General features: G+C 69.2%; 16 protein-coding genes. 4 read left to right on the forward strand and 12 right to left on the reverse strand.

Annotated features, from left to right (window positions below; all coding sequences use genetic code 11):
* Positions 1–1,056, reverse strand: a 1,056-nt coding sequence (locus tag BM414_RS15900; protein WP_217644748.1) for an ABC transporter permease, incomplete at its 3' end; no start/stop codon positions are given.
* 655 nt (positions 1,057–1,711) lie between these two features.
* On the opposite strand from BM414_RS15900, the gene BM414_RS15905 reads away from it, so the two are divergent.
* The gene (locus BM414_RS15905) at positions 1,712–2,254 is read left to right on the forward strand and encodes a nuclear transport factor 2 family protein (protein WP_175551626.1); all 543 of its coding nucleotides are present in this window, start codon (positions 1,712–1,714) and stop codon (positions 2,252–2,254) included.
* A 359-nt stretch (positions 2,255–2,613) separates the two neighbouring features.
* The gene (locus BM414_RS15910) at positions 2,614–3,789 is read left to right on the forward strand and encodes a flavin reductase (RefSeq protein ID WP_175551627.1); all 1,176 of its coding nucleotides are present in this window, start codon (positions 2,614–2,616) and stop codon (positions 3,787–3,789) included.
* A 356-nt stretch (positions 3,790–4,145) separates the two neighbouring features.
* On the opposite strand, the gene BM414_RS15915 is transcribed toward BM414_RS15910, so the two are convergent.
* From BM414_RS15915 to BM414_RS15935, 5 genes are all read right to left on the reverse strand, one after another.
* Entirely contained in the window at positions 4,146–4,964 is an 819-nt protein-coding gene (locus tag BM414_RS15915) for a FadR/GntR family transcriptional regulator (RefSeq protein WP_217644749.1), read from the reverse strand.
* Between the two features lie 603 nt (positions 4,965–5,567).
* The gene (locus BM414_RS15920) at positions 5,568–6,575 is read right to left on the reverse strand and encodes a phosphotransferase family protein (protein ID WP_093580774.1); all 1,008 of its coding nucleotides are present in this window, start codon (positions 6,573–6,575) and stop codon (positions 5,568–5,570) included.
* Complete coding sequence (locus BM414_RS15925) at positions 6,572–7,012, reverse strand: SDR family oxidoreductase (RefSeq protein ID WP_093580776.1); 441 nt, start codon at positions 7,010–7,012, stop codon at positions 6,572–6,574. Before BM414_RS15925 ends, BM414_RS15920 begins: the two co-directional genes overlap by 4 nt.
* A gap of 230 nt (positions 7,013–7,242) precedes the next feature.
* The gene (locus BM414_RS15930; RefSeq protein WP_217644750.1) at positions 7,243–7,698 is read right to left on the reverse strand and encodes an SRPBCC family protein; all 456 of its coding nucleotides are present in this window, start codon (positions 7,696–7,698) and stop codon (positions 7,243–7,245) included.
* Between the two features lie 129 nt (positions 7,699–7,827).
* Positions 7,828–9,003: an amidohydrolase family protein gene (locus tag BM414_RS15935; RefSeq protein WP_093580780.1), complete on the reverse strand. Its 1,176-nt coding sequence runs from the start codon at positions 9,001–9,003 to the stop codon at positions 7,828–7,830.
* 249 nt (positions 9,004–9,252) lie between these two features.
* Here BM414_RS15935 and BM414_RS15940 point away from each other — a divergent pair, with 249 nt between their 5' ends.
* Both BM414_RS15940 and BM414_RS15945 read left to right on the forward strand, forming a co-directional pair.
* Positions 9,253–10,104 (forward strand): 3-hydroxybutyryl-CoA dehydrogenase, encoded by an 852-nt coding sequence (locus BM414_RS15940; RefSeq protein ID WP_093580782.1) that lies wholly within the window; start codon positions 9,253–9,255, stop codon positions 10,102–10,104.
* 11 nt (positions 10,105–10,115) lie between these two features.
* Positions 10,116–11,285: an acyl-CoA dehydrogenase family protein gene (locus tag BM414_RS15945; RefSeq protein WP_093580784.1), complete on the forward strand. Its 1,170-nt coding sequence runs from the start codon at positions 10,116–10,118 to the stop codon at positions 11,283–11,285.
* A gap of 520 nt (positions 11,286–11,805) precedes the next feature.
* Here the strand turns inward: BM414_RS15945 and BM414_RS15950 are convergent.
* From BM414_RS15950 to BM414_RS15970, 6 genes are all read right to left on the reverse strand, one after another.
* Positions 11,806–12,276 (reverse strand): nuclear transport factor 2 family protein, encoded by a 471-nt coding sequence (locus BM414_RS15950; protein WP_093580786.1) that lies wholly within the window; start codon positions 12,274–12,276, stop codon positions 11,806–11,808.
* Positions 12,277–12,442: 166 nt separating this feature from the next.
* Entirely contained in the window at positions 12,443–13,564 is a 1,122-nt protein-coding gene (locus BM414_RS15955) for a sugar ABC transporter substrate-binding protein (RefSeq protein ID WP_175551629.1), read from the reverse strand.
* 409 nt (positions 13,565–13,973) lie between these two features.
* The gene (locus BM414_RS31400; protein WP_281246739.1) at positions 13,974–14,096 is read right to left on the reverse strand and encodes a hypothetical protein; all 123 of its coding nucleotides are present in this window, start codon (positions 14,094–14,096) and stop codon (positions 13,974–13,976) included.
* 460 nt (positions 14,097–14,556) lie between these two features.
* Positions 14,557–15,375 (reverse strand): mycofactocin-coupled SDR family oxidoreductase, encoded by an 819-nt coding sequence (locus tag BM414_RS15960; protein WP_093580790.1) that lies wholly within the window; start codon positions 15,373–15,375, stop codon positions 14,557–14,559.
* A 33-nt stretch (positions 15,376–15,408) separates the two neighbouring features.
* A complete protein-coding gene (locus tag BM414_RS15965; RefSeq protein WP_093581016.1) occupies positions 15,409–15,822 on the reverse strand; it encodes a Zn-ribbon domain-containing OB-fold protein in 414 nt (137 codons plus the stop codon).
* Positions 15,822–17,024, reverse strand: a complete 1,203-nt coding sequence (locus BM414_RS15970; protein WP_093580792.1) for a thiolase C-terminal domain-containing protein — start codon at positions 17,022–17,024, stop codon at positions 15,822–15,824. Before BM414_RS15970 ends, BM414_RS15965 begins: the two co-directional genes overlap by 1 nt.
* Positions 17,025–17,091: the final 67 nt, after the last annotated feature.

A 17,091-nucleotide genomic window follows, 5' to 3' on the forward strand; every position in this document is an offset into this window, starting at 1 on the left:
GAGGGCCTGTGGGTCTCTGCCGGTGGTGGGGTTGTCGGCCGCCAGGTCCGTCGGGTGCGGGCCGGCGGGGTCGGTGGGTTCGACCTGCGTGGTCGTGCGGGCGTTCTGCCGGCGGCTGAACATCACCGCGGCCACCAGGGCGATGCCGTTGAACAGCGGCGTGATCCAGAATCCCGAGCCCGACGAGGAGAGCTGCAGACCCTGCACACCCAGGGCCAGGGTGAAGATCGCCAGCAGCGTGCCCCACACGTTGGGCCGCAGGTTGAACTGCGTGGCCCCGAGGAACACCGCGGCGTAGGCCGGGAAGAGGAACGGCATGCCGATCGAGTTGTTGAACGTCCCCACCTGAGCGATGAACACGACGCCGGCCAGTCCGGCGACCGCACCGGCGGCGACGAAAGAACCGATCACGACCCGCTCGGTGCGCACCCCCGACAGTCGCGCGGCCTCCCGGTTGAACCCCGAGGCATAGAGGTGGCGACCGACCTTGGTGTACTGCAGGACGTACCACACCAGAAGGCCTAGGGCCAAGGTCACGAACAGACCGTTGGGAACCCCGAAGGTGCGCCCCTGCCCCAGGTCCTCGAAGGTCTGCGGGAGCGAACTCAGCACCTGCTCGTTGTTGGAGATCTTCAGCGCGATCGCCGCCAGGATCTGACTGGTGCCCAGAGTCGCGATGAACGAGTTGATCCCCAGCTTTCCGACCAGGATCCCGTTCACCAGGCCGACGAACGCCGACACCAGGACGGCGATCAGACACATAGTCCACACCCCGAGACCGGGATGGTTGTTGCTCATCCAGGCCACCAGGATCACCGACAACGCCAGATTGGTCCCCAGGCTGATGTCGAACTCCCCGGCCACGAACGGCAGCAGCGCCGCCAACGCCAAGATGCCCACGATCGCCTGACTGCGGGCCACGCTCTGGAACGTGATCTCCGACAGGAACAGATCCGGGATCGTGATCCCGAAGATCACCACGATCAGGACCAGCAGATACAACACGCTGACCCGCTTCGGGCTCAACGCGCCCAACACACTCGACACGTCAGCCACGGAAGACCGCTCCTTGCGGGAACGCACCGGCGGCGGCTGAGTCTGGTCGTTCTCGGGACTCGCGGTCGCAGTCATGGGACTCGTCCTCCGGAGTTGGCGGGATCAGGATCCCGGCGTTCTCGCCCACCTCGCGCCGGTGGCGCAGGTCACTCCTGCCGCGGTGAGCGTGACAGCCCTCCACCTGTCCGGTCAATAGTTCCTCATGACCAATTGCTGCCGGAGGTGGCCCTCAAGAGCGGCGAGCGCCCCGCCGGCCGGCTGTGCCTGCGGCGCCGTGAAGTGCTCGATGCCCCACCTCGCGGGACGTCCGAGGCCGGATCCTCGTGACTCGAGTCGCTCCCTACGCGCTACGGCGGGTTGCCGCGAACTCCGGGGTCGTGCGACTCACCCAGCCGGCGCATCATCCGAGGGATCGCGCGGTCCGCCACCGGTGCCGTGACAGGCGGCACGTGCCGGACCACCTCGGCAGTCGCATGGTCACCCGGGGCCGAGGAGGCCGGGACGTGCGCTGCGGCGTCTTCCACCGCCTGCACCGTGAGCCCGAAGGGCTCGACCGCACACGCGGCTCACAGCAGGCGGTCCTCCACGACGCATCAGGGTCAGCGGCGGTGAGGACTCTGGCCGCCGGCGTGCCTGAGGGTTCATGATGAGGAACATGGCTGATGACTCGACACCTCTGACGGCGGTAGAACTCGGTCAGCTGCGTGCGCTCCTCGAGCGCGACGCGATCCGCCGGGTGGTCGAGGGCTACGCCCGCGGCATGGATCGTTGCGAGGAGTCGAACGCGCGTGCGGCGTACTGGGACGACGGGCACGACAACCACGGCCTGTTCGACGGCAACGCCCAGGAGTTCGTGACCTGGGGTCTCGCCGCCGCCAAGGAGTACTCCGGCCAGCAGCACGTGCTCGGGCAGTCCACCATCGCCGTCGACGGCGATCGGGCATCCGCGGAGACCTACTTCGTGCACTACGCCGAGCACGGGCGCGCGCCTTCCCCGAACGTCGTCACCGCGCTCGCGGGCCGCTACCTCGACCATCTCGAACGACGCGGTGGCGAGTGGAAGATCGCCGACCGGGTCGTCGTCATCGACTGGAGCACCGTGTGGCGCTCGGAGGAGCGCTTCCCCGGGGTGGACGCCTTCGTCCCAGGTGACTGGTATCCGGACGACCGGATCTACACGAAGCCGCACTCCCTGTAACCGGGGATCGGGTCGGATCAGGATTGGCTACCTCGGACGCCGCGCACGGTGTGCGACGTCCGAGGTGCGCCGCATCCACTCCACCGGGGAACGCGGCCAGCGGGTTCCAGCCAGGACATGTGCATCAGATGTCGCATGGCGACCTGCTCGGGCGCCCTTGATGAGCGTGGGGCAGCCGAGACCCCTGGCGCGGGCAATGATCCTGTGATGACCTGCTGCCCGAGCGACACTGCCGAGGCACCAGACGCCGGCCGGACCAGTCATCGCGGCGTCGAGACCAGCAGTTGCAGATGAGCGCGCATCCTCAGACCCAGGCAGCGCTCGGCCCGACACCTCACGGCACAACGGTAGGAGCTGACATGGACGTCGACACGGCTTTCGACGACAAGCGCTTTCGCGAAGTGCTCGGCCACCTGCCCACAGGCGTGGTGGTCATCACGGCGATCACGCCGGAGGGGAAGCCCTCCGGGATGGTCGTGGGCTCGTTCACGTCGGTCTCCCTGGACCCTCCGCTGGTCGCGTTCCTGCCCGCCCGCACCTCCTCGTCCTTCGCATCACTGCGTAAAGCACACAGCTTCTGCGTCAACATCCTGTCGGCGAAGCAGGAGCCGATCTGCCGTCAGTTCGCTGTCAGTGGCGGTGACAAGTTCGCCGGCGTCAACTGGTCCCCGGCGCCCTCGGGCGCTCCCGTCATCGACGGAGTGGTCGCCTGGATCGACTGCGAGTTCGAGCGAATCGACGAGGCCGGTGACCACTACATCGTGCTCGGGCGTGTGACGCACCTGGCTACGGGCGTGCCGACCATCCCCCTGCTCTTCTTCCAAGGCGGATACGGCGGGTTCGCCACGACGTCCCTCGTGATGGGCGCGAGCGCCGACATGCTGCACAGCCTGTCGATCGCTGACCGAGCGCGTGCGGAGATCGAGGCCCTGGCTGGTGACGTGGGTTTCGAGTGCTACGCGCAGGTGCCGAAAGGCGACCAGTTCGTGGTCATCGCCTCGGTCTTTCCGCCCCTGGACGCGGTCCCGCCGTGGCGCATCGGCATGACCTTCCCCGTGGTGCCGCCCTGGGGCGAGGTCTTCATGGCATGGGCCCCTCGCGATGAGCAGATCGCGTGGATGAACAGGATCAGGACGCCTGCTGACGATCGGCAGCGCATCCTCGACGAGATGGCGACGATCCGGAGCACGGGATGGTCGATGACCGTGTGGCGGTCCATGGCAGACGTCGACCAGATCTCCGGGATCATCGCGGAGCACGGACACACTCCCGCGATGGAGCGTCAGGTCGCCCAGCTCATGCGCAGTACCACCTCCGTCGCCGAGGTCAGGTCACAGGAGGACGTCGGGCGGTTGGACGGTCATCCGACCGGATCGATCGCATCCATCAGTGCACCTGTGATCGGCCCCGACGGTGAGCTGGCGCTGATGGTGAACATCCACAACATCCCGGTGACCACACCCAAGCCGGAGGTACAGAGGTGCATCCAGCGCCTCCTCGAGGCGACGGCACGCATCGCCGAGCGCCTCGCCTAGCTGTGCTGCCGGACCGGGCTCCGGCGTCGGGCACCACGTAGCGATGGTGATGATCGTGGCCGGCCCGATCGACGAGGTCGGCGCCGACAGCTCGGGCGTGAGCGAGGTCGTATCGTCCTGAGGGTGCGGCCCATCTGTCCTGCTCACGAGCACGTCCGCTGGTGCGCGCCGTCGAGCGGAGACGCTCGGCGACGACGCTCACGCACCAGGTGGCGTCACCGACCCCTCGACGAGACGGTCGGTCCCCTCGCGGTCGAGCTCTCGAGCGCCTCGTGACACCGCTCGCCCTTCATCCCCGGTTCAGATCGGAACTCGTCCGTCCCGATCTGCTCGTGCAGCGCGCAGGGCAGTAGCGGTCACAGCCAGCCGACCGGGCCCTCGAGCAGGGGGCCCAGTTCGCCGCGGTTGATGTCGATGACCTGCGAGAGGTGCTCCTGCATAAGCGTCGCGGCGATCTCCGCGTCGCCGTCCACGATGACCTGGGCGAGCTTGAGGTGGTCCTCGACCAGTTGCCTGTGGAGCTTGCGGACGTCCCCGACGGTGGAGAGGTGGTGGGCGACCAGCTGGCCGTACGCGCGGAAGGTGAGCTGGAAGACCCGGTTGCCGGCCAGTCCGGACACCGCACCGTGGAAACCCTCGTGACCGGTCACGTAGACGTCGAGATCGACGTGCTCGTCCTCCTCCACGTCACCGGACAGATACGGCTCCATCACCTGCTCACGCAGCGCAGCGTCCGGGTTCGAGGCGGCCATGCGGGCCAGCGTCGACTCCGCGAACACCCACGCCTCGAACAACTCGTCATACGTCGCCCCCGCGAGGTGGAAGAACAACGCCTCCATCCTGCCCAGATTGGCGGAGTCGACGGTGCCGACCACCGGACCACCACCGGGGCCACGACGGATGCTGATCATCCCCTGGACCTCCAGGAGCCGCAGCCCCTCCCGCAGGGACTCACGGCTCACGCCGTACTGCTGCAGCATCTGGGCCTCCGAGGGCAGACCGTCCCCGGGCTGGAGCCCAGCGGCGGAGATGCTGCGCACGACCTCACGAGCCACGACCTCCGCGGCCTTCAGCGGTCGGAGCACCGAACCTCCGGCGGCGATCGGGATGCCCTTCGCCGGAGTCGCCGACTCCGCGGTCTGCGCATCGGTCTGCTTCTTCCTCGCCACGTGCACCCTTACTCGTTCGTGATGGGCCTGGAGAGGCCCGCTGCGTGAGCGCGGCCACGCCGTCTTCAAGCCGCCATTCTTTGACTGCAATATATGCGCACTCGCCGGCATGAGGACGGGGCACGACCGACACCCTCCGCCTTCTCGATATTCGCCGGCCTCTCCGGGACTCCGACAGCGTCGTCTCAGGAAAGCTCGACGTGGGGGACATTCGGTCTCCGGTTGCCGTGCCGCTCGTCTCGCGGAAACCGAACAGGAGGACACAGCCCTCCTGGACCAGCACCTCGGCGTCCAGAGTGCCAGCGCGCCGTTCTGTCATGGTAGGTCGTCACTCGACGGTGTTGCGGACAGCGCGGCCACCGGCCCCCCGTGCGGCGGTGCACCGGCCCGTCGACGTGCGGTGGCGCTCATGGTGCCCGTGCTCCGGGGAGCAGCACGATGTCCGGCTCGGGACGGGCGCGCCCGGTCCCTCGGCCGGACGGCCTGCTGCCGGCTGGGCGAGCTCGAGCCCTCGACGTCGGGGGGGGCCGCCGGGGAGGACGGGGTTTTGCAGACCGGGCCGGCGGACTCCGGCGCGCAGTTCAGTCGCCGGCGTCGAGCTCCTCGGGCTCAGTCGTCCAGTGCGGACAGGCCCGCGTCGAGCAGGGGGTCGATCGCGTCAGCAATCCCGTCGAAGCCCTCGCCGACCGTGTGCCCGGCCAGGAAGCGGTGGTGGATGCCCTCGAGGATGGCCGCCAGCTTGAATGCGGCCAGCGCGCGATACCAGCCGAAGCGAGCCAGGTCGCGGCTGCTCGAGGCGGCATAGCGGTTCAAGATCTCGTCCTCGGTGAGGTACCCGGGCGCGAGGGAGGCATCGGTGACCGCCTCGCCCAGCACAGCGCCCAGCCGGTCATAGGTCAGCATCAGCGCGAGGTCGGTCAGCGGGTCGCCCAGGGTCGCCATCTCCCAGTCCAGCACGGCGGTCACCCGGTCCTGGCCGTCGACGAGGACGTTGTCGAGGCGGAAGTCGCCGTGCACGATGCCGGTGGTCGACTCGAGGGGGACGTCCGCTGCGAGCCGCCCGAACAGCTGCTGAGCGGCCGGCAGGTCCCGGGTGTGCGACGCATCGAGCTGCTTCTTCCAGCGCGCCACCTGGCGAGCGAGGAACCCCTCGGGACGGCCGAAGTCGCCCAGCCCCACCGCGTGCGGATCAACCGCGTGCAACGCCGCGAGGGTGTCGACGAGGCCGGTGGAGATGACGCGGGTGCGGCCGGGCCCCAGTTCCGCGAGCTGGGCGGCCCGCCGGAGGGGCGTGCCGGCGCAGCGTTCCATGACGTAGAAGTCCGCACCGATCACCGACTCGTCGCCGCAGAACGCATAGGTCCGGGGCACGGGGACGGCGGTGTCCTGGAGCGCGGACATGACCCGGAACTCGCGGGCCATGTCGTGCGCGGTCGCCAGAACGTGGCCCATCGGCGGGCGGCGCACGATCCACTCGCTGGTGCCGTCGGTCACCAGGTAGGTCAGGTTCGACTTCCCGCCGGCGATCAGCGTCGCTTCCAGCAGGCTGCCGGCACCGGACACCTCGCCCGCGAGCCAGCGTCCGAGGCTGTCGAGGTCGAGACCGGGTGGGCTCACTCGACACCGCCGGTGAGCGTGACCCCGCCGATGACGACGGTCTGGCCCGTCAGCGGGGCGGCGCCGGCGGGGAGCGGGAGCGCCACGACTCCCCCGATGTCCTCGGGCACGCCGAGGTGCTCGAGGGGGACGGTGGCGACCTCGGCTCCGCGGCCTTCGAGGAGCGCCGTCGCGGACGTCGTGACGACCGGGAATCCGACGGCGAGGTCGGCCTCGATCACCGGCCCGCAGCTGGGGTCGATGCCGGTGTCGTCGACCAGGGAGTTGGCGCGGCCGGTCGCGCCGGGGGCACGGGCGCTCCCGCCGAGCGAGGTGACCGCTCCGTCGTCGAGCGCTTCCTCGTCACGGCCGTCGATGACGAGCCGGGCGCCGTCGGCGACCAGCCGTCCGGGGGCGCCCGTGCTGATCGAGCTCTCCCCCTCCGACCTTCGGCTCATGTGCGCCTCTCTCCCGGTCTCCGACCGAGCGCTTGCTGTCCTGACCGCGTCAGAGCGTGTCCCGACGCAGTAGTTCCCCACGCTGCCCCCTGACCCGGGCTGCGCCGCCGTCCCCGACCCCTCAGAGGCGGGGTCCGTCCGCCTCGAGCCGGCATGTGCGGCGACACGGGATCTTCGTTCGAGACGTCGACGGTCTCGGCCGCGCAGCGACGTGGGGCACCGACCGGGGACTACGGGCGCGCCGGAGTCCCCGTCACGTGGGCGGCCAGGTCGCGGAGGAGGACGTCGTAGTTCGCAGTGATCATCTCCGCGGCGACCGGTTCGTCAGCAGCGTCGGCGTCGAAGTCCACGGCCAGGCGAACGAAGGTCTGACCGGTCGACGTGACCGCCCAGGCCCCCGCCTGGACGCGGTAGCTCCGCACCGGGAAACGGTTCGCACCGACGATCTCGTAGCGGACACTGCGTCGGACCTCGTCGTGTCCGAGCAGGCGTTCCCGCACCACCGCTCCGCTGCGGACCGTGATCGCGCGGACGGCGCCGACAGGTCCCCGGCCGACGGCTCCGCCCTCCAGCCGACAGTCCACGACGGCGGTGAGGCAGGTCGGCATCGCGCCGAAGTCCCCGAGGACACGCCAGACGTCGTCCACGGGCGCATCCACCACCGCCGAGACCTCCGTTGTCGCCACGTTCTGCACCTCTTCCGTGAATGGCCACGACGCACTGCGTCTGGCTCGTTTCCGACGCTGATCCGCAGGTCTCGTCCTACTCGACCACACCCCTGCCCGCAGGAGGCCGGCGCACAGTCCCGAACCGCGTCACCTGCGCGGGAAGCGGTACAGCTCGCGCGCGTTGGTCTCGACGATCTGGCGGACCTCGTCGTCAGGGACGTCGTGGAGCATCTCCGAGACGATCTTGCGGCTGTTCGGCCAGTAGGAGTCCGAGTGCGGGTAGTCGGCCTCCCAGGTGATCTTGTGCACGCCGATCTTGTGCCTGTTCTCCACGCCGTAGTGATCGGTGATGAAGCAGCCCCAGATGTGCTTCTCGAACAGCTCCGCCGGACGAACGGTCTGGTGGATGTTCTGGTAGAAGCGGTGCCGCTCCCAGGTGTACTCGACCCGCTCGAGCAGCCACGGCATCCAGCCGATGCCGCCCTCGGCGACCGCGACCTTGAAGCCGGGGTGCCGGTGGAAGACGGGCGAGAAGAGCAGGTCGCAGACGGTGTACATGGAGTTGGTCCCCATCAGCGCGGACATCACCGCCATGGGGGCTTCCGGCGCGGTCAGCTTGACCTGGCCGGAGGTGCCGAAGTGCATGGTCGCGACCGCGTCGACCTCTTCGAAGACGTCGAACAGCCGGTCCCAGTGGTCGGTGTGGAAGGAGGGGTGGCCGAGGGGCACCGGGTTCTCGGGGAAGGAGATGGCGCGGACCCCGCGCGTTGCGAGCCTCCGCAGTTCAGCGATGGATGCCTCGACGTCCCAGTACGGGAGGATGCCGACCGGGATGAAGCGGTCCGGATAGGGCGTGACCCACTCCTCGTGGACGTAGTCGTTCCAGGCCTTCGTGCAGAGCAGTGCGAGCTCGGGGTCCTTCACGTTCTGGAACATCGTCCCCGCGAACTTCGGGAAGGACGGGAAAAGCAGCTCGGCCTGCACGCCGTCGATGTCCATGTCGACCACCCGCGCCGCGGGGTCGTAGCAACCCGGGATCATGTCGTCGAAGCGCAGCGGCTCGGTGCCCAGCTCTTCGCGGGACTTGCCCGCGACCGCGTTGAGCCCGAGCTGGGCGTAGACCAGACCCTCGAGCTGCCAGACCTGGCTGCCCTTCGGGACGCGCTGGCCGAAGCCGTACTGGTCCATCTCCTCACCCGTGGCCTCGACGATGCGGGGCCCGTTCTCCTGGTGCTTCTTCGGGAGGCGGGTGGACCACACCTCGGGACGCTCGATCAAGTGGTCGTCCACCGAGATCAGCTGCATGTCGTCGGTCAGAGGCATCGCGTGACTGCTCCTCGCTCATGTTCCCTCGGGGCACTCCAGCTGAGGTGCCCGCACGAGAGCCGGGGTCCTGACTCGTCCCGCGGCGGGCCGAGGGGCGACGCCTGGCCCGGACACGCTCGGCGGCGGATGGCGACATGGTACAAACATCCGTAGGAATTAGGAAGAGTCGCCTGGCGGCGAGTGGCGTCGCGCGGCCGCCCCGGCGCAGGCCATCGCGCCCCCGTTAGCAGGCCGTAGGGAGATGCTGTGGATCAGGTGGGCGTCGTCGGTGGCGGGACCATGGGCGCGGGCATCGCGGAGGTCTGCGCACGAGCCGGCGTCGACGTCGTCCTGGTCGAGGCGAACCCGGCCGGCGTCGACCGCTGCCGTTCTCGCCTCGAGTCGTCGATGCAGCGTGCCGTCCGTGCGGGGCGCCTGCCGTCCGAGCAGGCGGATGCGGCCCTCGCACGGATCACCGTCCTGGCCGACCTCGAGGGGGCGAGCGACGCGGACCTGGTGATCGAGGCGATCCCGGAGGTCGAGAGCCTCAAGCTGGACCTCTTCCGCCGACTGGACGCGCTGGTGAAGCCGGACGCGATCCTGGCGTCCAACACCTCCTCGATCCCGCTCGTGAAGATCGCCAGCAGCACCGATCGACCGGAACGCGTGGTCGGCGTCCACTTCTTCAACCCCGTACCGGTGCTGCCGTTGGTCGAGATCGTTGGCAGCCTGCTCACGTCGGACGAGACCCTGTCCGCGGTCACCGACTTCACCGAGGAGCGGCTGGGGAAGACGACCATCCGGTCGAGGGACCGTGCCGGTTTCATCGTCAACGCACTGCTGGTCCCCTACCTGCTGTCGGCGATCCGGATGCTGGAGTCCGGGTTCGCCACAGCGGAGGACATCGATGCCGGGATGGTCCAGGGCTGCGCCCATCCCCTGGGGCCCCTGGCCCTCGCCGACCTGATCGGTCTCGACACCACCGCTGCCATCGCCGACTCGATGTACCACGAGTTCAAGGAACCGCTCTACGCCCCTCCCCCGTTGCTGCTGCGGATGGTCGAGGCCGGCCTGCTCGGCCGCAAGACCGGCCGTGGCTTCTTCCCGCACGCGAACTGATCGAGGACGAGATGCCACAGGCGGGGCTGTACCAGCTGACCGAGGAGCACGACGCGATCCGGACCGCGGTCCGGGACATCGCCGAGCGGGAGATCAAGCCGTACGCGGCCGAGGTGGACGCGGAGTCCCGGTTCCCGGTCGAGGCGCAGAAGGCGCTGACGGCGGCCGGCTTCCACGCCACGCACATCCCCGAGCAGTACGGCGGCGAGGGCGCCGACGCGATCGCCACCTGCATCGTCATCGAGGAGGTCGCCCGGGTCGACGTCTCGGCGTCGCTCATCCCGGCGGTCAACAAGCTCGGGTCGATGCCGGTCATCCTGTCGGCGTCGGAGGACCTCAAGCAGGAGGTGCTCCGGCCGATCGCCGCGGGCGACGCGATGATCAGCTACGGGCTCTCCGAGCGGGAGGCCGGCTCCGACGCCGCGGCGATGACGACCCGCGCCCGCCTCGAGGGCGACACCTGGGTGCTCAACGGCACCAAGGCCTGGATCACCAACTCCGGCATCTCCGAGTGGTACACGGTCATGGCCGTCACCGACCCGGAGAAGCGGGCCAACGGCATCTCCGCCTTCGTCGTCCACCGCGACGACCCGGGCTTCGCGGTGGGCCCCAAGGAGCGGAAGATGGGGATCAAGGGCTCGCCCACCTGCGAGCTGTACTTCACCGACTGCACCATCCCGGCCGACCGGATCATCGGCGAGCCCGGCACCGGCTTCAAGACCGCGCTGCGGACGCTGGACTTCACCCGCCCGACCATCGGCGCGCAGGCCGTGGGCGTCGCCCAGGGCGCGCTGGACGCCGCGGTCGAGTACACCCGGGAGCGCAAGCAGTTCGGCAAGACCGTCAGCGACTTCCAGGGCGTGCAGTTCATGCTCGCCGACATGGCCATGCAGATCGAGGCCGCGCGGCACCTGGTGTACGTGGCCGCCGCCCGTGGCGAGGCGGGCCATTCCGGCGGCAAGGTGGACCCCGACCTCGGCCGGCTGTGCGCTGCGGCCAAGGCCTTCGCCTCCGACGTCGCCATGAAGGTGACCACCAACGCCGTCCAGCTTTTCGGCGGCGCCGGCTACACCCAGGACTTCCCGGTCGAGCGCATGATGCGCGACGCCAAGATCACCCAGATCTACGAGGGCACCAACCAGATCCAGCGGATGGTCATCGCCCGCAGCCTCCTGAGGTAGGGCTCCGGGGGGCGGAGCTGCTGCCGGTCGGCGCTGGCCACCCCGGAGAAGCGTCCGGTGACCGTCGTGCGAACGGTCCGCCCGAGCCGATCACACGACCCTGCGCAGCGGCCTGGACTCCGCCGCCGGCCAGGCCACGTCGGTGCTCGATGCTCAGATGACCGGTCGCACGCGCAGCTCGGGCTTGCGCTCGCACTGTCGGTGGAGACCGGGGCCATCCCGCTTACCGTGGGAGGCCCCGGTCCCCACCACCCGGCCCGAGCGGTCACCGACGTCGTCCACCTTGACGAGATGGGTGGTCACGGAATCTGTCAGCCCAGACCTCGCGCCTTCACCATCTGGCGGCGCTCACCGAGCGGTTGGAGTTCGTGTCCGGCGTGCTGACCGTCCTGCTGGCGCGGCAGGCCGCGGACGTCGCCCTTGATGCCCGGCGGTGGACTGTCACTCGGCGTAGGTGCGAGAGGCCGTCCACGCGGCGGGTCGGTGACGCGTCGAGGTGCCCGGGAGGCCCGTCGGCCTCTCACCACGGGACGAACTCGAGTCTGGTGCGCTCCATGCGCATGGTCTTGATCCGCCAGTCTTCCCCGACGCGTTCGTAGGTCTCGTGGTAGTAGCCGTAGCCGATGAATGCCCTGAACGGAGAGCCGGCTGCGAACCAGAGCCGATCGACCTGCGGCCACGTCGCTCTGCCCGTGGTCACGCTGATGATCTCGATCTCGGGATCGCTCACGTGATGAACCGACACGATGCCCGCGAGCGAGTCCAGGGCGGAGGCGACGGCCTCGTCGACGCCATGGAGGACGACGTCCGTCTGTGGGGCGGAGTTCGCTCCGGTGACGGGATCGGTCATGACACCGCGACAATCGACCACGGCGTCATCGGCCCAGACGCGGCGGAGCAGGTCGCCGTCCTTCGTGTCGACGCCCCTCTGCTGTCGTGCTTTCGCGAGCCTGATGCCTTCGATCGCTTCCAACTTCGTGATCGCGTCCATCTCGCCTCTTCCGTCTCCGACGCTGCCTGCCGGCAATCGGTTCCGCCCGCCCCCGGTGCAGAAGTGTTGATGAGCACTGCGGCAGGTCGTGTACGTCCCGCCCGGGGATCGGCCCGGCGTCCTGACGAGAGGACGCCGAGCCGATCGTGAGGTCAGGCAGCAGCGGTCAGGAGAGCTGCCACAGCTCCTCGTACTGCGACTGATAGTCGGCCAGGTCCCAGCTCCTCGTGCCCTCCGGGAAGTCCTCGGCCGTGTAGAGCGCCATGCCCAGGTCGGCGTACTCGTCCTGGAGCGGATCCATCCCGAGGTTCACGCGCGCGATCTGGTCCATCACCGCCCAGGAGAAACTCCCAGTGGGGATCAGGATCGTGGCGGCATAGTCGCCCTGCTCGACCTGCTCCACGATGCTCTCTTCCGTGGGCTGGGACACGAACACCTTGACGGTGTCCAGACCGGCGGCCGCGAGAGCCTGCGGCAGTCCGCGGACCACGTTGGCGTAGGAACCGATCACGTACTCCACGTCGGGGTTCTGGCGGACTGCCGCGACGACCGTCGAGGCAACGTCCCCACCGAGGTCCCCGGCGGAGATGTTCAACATCTCCAAGCTGCATCCGCTGCAGTTCTCGGCGACGTGTGTCTCGATCGCATCGTTGATGGGCGCCAGGCCGGGGAAGTCAGGAACGTTGACGAACACGGCGTTCCCGGTGCCGCCGCTGTCGACGATCATCTGGTCCGCCATGGCCACGTTCGCGCTGATGCCGTTCTCGGACATGACGTTGCCGTACACGCCGTTCGCCTCACCCTCCGGCAGGTCCGTGGGGGACGCGGCCCCCAGGAAGACCGGGATTCCTGCGTCCTTGGCCGCGGCCAGGCTCGGTCCCATGGCGTCGATGCCGGATCCCTGCACCACGATGGAGTTCACACCCTCGCTGACGGCGCGCAACACCCCGTTGGGAATTCCCTGCGGATCCGTTGCTTCGACGGCGTAGACGGCGAAGTCCCAGTTCAGGACTTCGGCAGCCTCCTCGTAGAACTGGTCGTACACCGCCGCCGGCTGATTGTTGTAGCGGACCAAGGCGACGCGCAGCCCTTCCTCGGGCGCCTGCGTCAGCGGGACGTCCACGGGGATGTCGTCCGTTGGGTTGAGGTACGGATCGATGCGCTCCTGGGCCGCCGCGACGGCCGCGTCGTCGGTCTCCCCGGAGGAGCCTCCGTCACCACCGGAGCTGTCGCTGTCGCTGCCGCATGCCGCGAGACCGATGAGCAGGAGTGCGGAGGAGACGGCCACGGCACCTCGCGTTCTGCGGCCGCTGGGACCTCTGCGGATAGTTGAACCGGACACTGACTGGCCTCCAGATGAGAATGGACTGACGCAACCCAACAGGGACGGCGAGACGGAACGGTTGCGATCGCCTCGACGCGTGGTGCTCGACGCTCTCCGGCGGTTAGAGCAGCAGTCTTCGTGCCCTGGCCTCGCCTCGTGTGAGTGGCGGACGTCACCTTGGCACCCAGTTCGAGGCGCCGTCAATAGTTCCTCATAACAAATTAGGCACCCGTCGAACCCGGCCGTGGAGTGCGCGCGGGAAGACCCTGAACGAGCCGTCCTGCTCTCTCCGCCGGTGTGCTCCCGCTCGTCCTGGGCCGCATGGCCTGCGACGAAAGCCGTCGGGTGCGCGCGCCTGAGAAGATCCGGGTCGTCAGCGGCCTGCGTTGATGTTCTCGATCAGCCGGCCGGACCAGAGGTGGACGCCGGTCCCCATGGTGTCGGCGCCCAGCCCATCGCCGCAGAGCCTGCAGCCGAGCGAGTCCGTCTCCGCCACGCGTGTGCGCGAGCAGGTCGACCACCGGCCCGGCCGCCTCTGAGCATGCGGCAGACGTGGACGTCGTCGGGCCCGAGGACAGGGCGGACGAGCTCCGCCGCATCCCATCACTCTCGATCCGCCGGTCGTCGATCGACGGGATCGGCGCCCAGCCCGCCGCTCCACCCCGTTGTCGTGCCGACCGCTTCCACCACGGGAAGGCCGGCGATGAGCGCGCAGCGGTCCGGCATCCGGGCGGTCACCTGGTCCCACCCGCGGCCATAGGTGGGGTGGGACACCGACCCGGTCCACGCCGACCGAGCCCGGATCCGGGCGTCGGATCCGCATCGGCCCAGCCGGAGGACGTGAGTGGCTCGGGGATCCACGTCGACGGAGACGTCGACGACCGCTCACCTGCTCGGACTCGACGACGTCTCCTCCGGCGGCGAGCGGCGGCCGGCCGGCGAGTCCGAATCCGGACCTACTTGTTCACCAGGCCCGCGTCGACGGGCAGGGTGATGCCGGTGACGTAACGGGCTTCGTCGGACACGAGCCACGCGATCGCGTTGCTCACGTCGATGGGCTGGATCTTCTCCACCGGCATCGGGTTCATCAGGCTCGCGGCGATCGCCGGGTTGGCCGCGGCATCCAGCCCCGAGAACCCGACCAGCATCGGGGTGTCGACTCCCGTCGGATTCACGGTGTTGACCCGGATGCTCTCCGGCGCGAGGAGGTTGGCGTACATCCGCATGATCCCGGTGACGCCGTGCTTCGCGGCGGCGTAGCCGAAGTTCCCCCCGTTGGTGCCGGCCACCATCCCCTTCAGCCCGTTGACCGAGCTGGTGATGACGATGGACCCGCCCTGCCCCTGCTCCCTCAGCGTCGGGAGGGCGGCCTGGATCGTGTTCCACACGCCGACCAGCATGATGTCGACGGCGTCGCGGAACGCCTCGTCGTCGCGCCCCGGAGCCAGGCCCTGGAACATCACACCGGCGTTGGCCAGGACGATGTCGAGCCGGCCGAGGGTGGCGATGCCGTCCGCGGCGGCCGCCTTGAGCGCTGCTGAGTCTCGGACGTCGGCGACGTGTGCCACCATCCGCCGGTCGAGCTTCTCGACCATCGCGACCGTCTCGTCGAGGTCCTCACGAGACGACATGGGGTATGAGACCGTGCCGACCTGGTCGCAGATGTCGACACCGATGATGTCGGCACCCTCCTGAGCCAGCCGGACCGCGTGCGACCGGCCCTGCCCACGCGCGGCGCCGGTGATGAAGGCGACCTTGCCGTCCAGCTTCCCCATGACACTTCTCCTCTTGATGAATCGGTCCCGGGCTCACGCCTCGGGCACGGGCTCCCACTGCGGGATGGTGACGCCGGGTTCGATGTCCTCGAACCGGACACGGACGGGCATGCCGTCATGGAGCTCCGGCGCTCCGGGCAGGTACCCGACGAAGCGGATCGCCGGGTCCTCGTCCAGCTGGACCAGGACGACCGTGCACGGCGCCGGGAACGCCTCGTGGATCGAGTGCTGCAGCACCGTCCAGGAGTAGACCGACCCGGTCGGCCGGACGTCCCGCCAGCCGACGTCCCACGACCCACAGTGGTGGCAGTAGGACTTCGGCAGGTGCAACGTCGCGGCGCAGGAGTTGCAGGTACGCACCACCAGCCGGTGCTCGGCCGCCGCAGCGAAGAACCCGCCGGTCTCCTCGTCGTCGACGACCGGCAGCGGCCTGTCGATGGCCGCCATCACGCGGCCCTGAGGATCAGCGCGCTGGTGACCGTCGGCGTTCCGGAGGTCACGAGGCAGGTCTGCGCCCCCGGGACCTGCGACGTCGACTGGCCCCTCATCTGCCGGACCCCCTCGACGACGTGGTTCATGCCGTGGATGTAGCCCTCGGAGAGGTTGCCGCCGGCGGTGTTGATCGGGACGGTGCCCCCGATGTCGATCGCTCCGCTGGACGCGAAGGCGCCGCCCTCGCCCGTGCCGCAGAGGCCGTAGTCCTCCAGCTGGAGGAGGACGGTGATCGTGTAGCAGTCGTACAGCTGGGCGACGTCGATGTCCGCGGGACCCAGGCCCGCGCGACGGTAGAGCTCCTTGCCCACTCGCCTCCCCGGGTTGTCGAGGAGGTCGGGCCGCATCAGAGCCGGGAAGACCAACCCGCCCTGCATCTCCGGCATCGCCGCCTGGGTGACCGCGCGGATCAGCACACCCGGGTGCGGGGAGTCCTTCGCGCGCTCGGCGGCGGTGACGACGACGGCGCACGCGCCGTCGGTCTCCAGGCAGTAGTCGAACATCCGGAGGGGGTCGGCGATCATCCGCGACTCGTAGTAGTCGGAGAGCGACATCGTCCGATGGGCCATCTGGGCCGCGGGATTGGCGTTGGCCCGCTTCCGCACCGTCATCGCGATGCTCGCGAGGTCGTCGGAGGTGGACCCGTACTCGATCATGTGACGACGCGCGTACATCGCGAACAACTGGCCGGGCGCCATCAGCCCGTAAGGCAGGAAGAACTCGTCCAGGGTGCCGTTGCCGCCGACGTGTCGCGCTCCACCGGACCGCTGGATCGCCGACCCCCTGCCGAGCCTGAGCCCCGAGCGGCCGTTGAGCCCCCGGTAGACGAGGACGTTGGTCGCCTGGCCGGACAGGATGGCCGCGACGGCCTGCCCGATCATGCCGCACGGGGCTGAACCCCCGGTTCCGGTGATCCCCCAGAAGGTGAGGCCGGACAGTCCAAGCCAGTGACCGATGTCGTTGTGGGTTACGGAGTCGTAGTCCGATCGAACCACGCCGTCGATGTCCGCCGGCGTGAGCCCGGCGTCCGCGATGGCCGCCAGGCTCGCCTCGGAGACCAGCGCGGCGACACTCCGGCCGGACTTCTTCGAGAACTCCGTCGCCCCGATGCCGACGACGGCGCACCTGTCCCGGTGATCGTGATCCGTGGTCGCCATCAGGCAGGCCCTCTCATCCGGTTCTGCGGTCGACGTCGACGCGGTCGGGCCGGACGCGCGGCGCTCG

The sequence above is a fragment of the Geodermatophilus amargosae genome, assembly GCF_900116515.1.
GTDB classification, from domain to species: Bacteria; Actinomycetota; Actinomycetes; order Mycobacteriales; family Geodermatophilaceae; genus Geodermatophilus; species Geodermatophilus amargosae.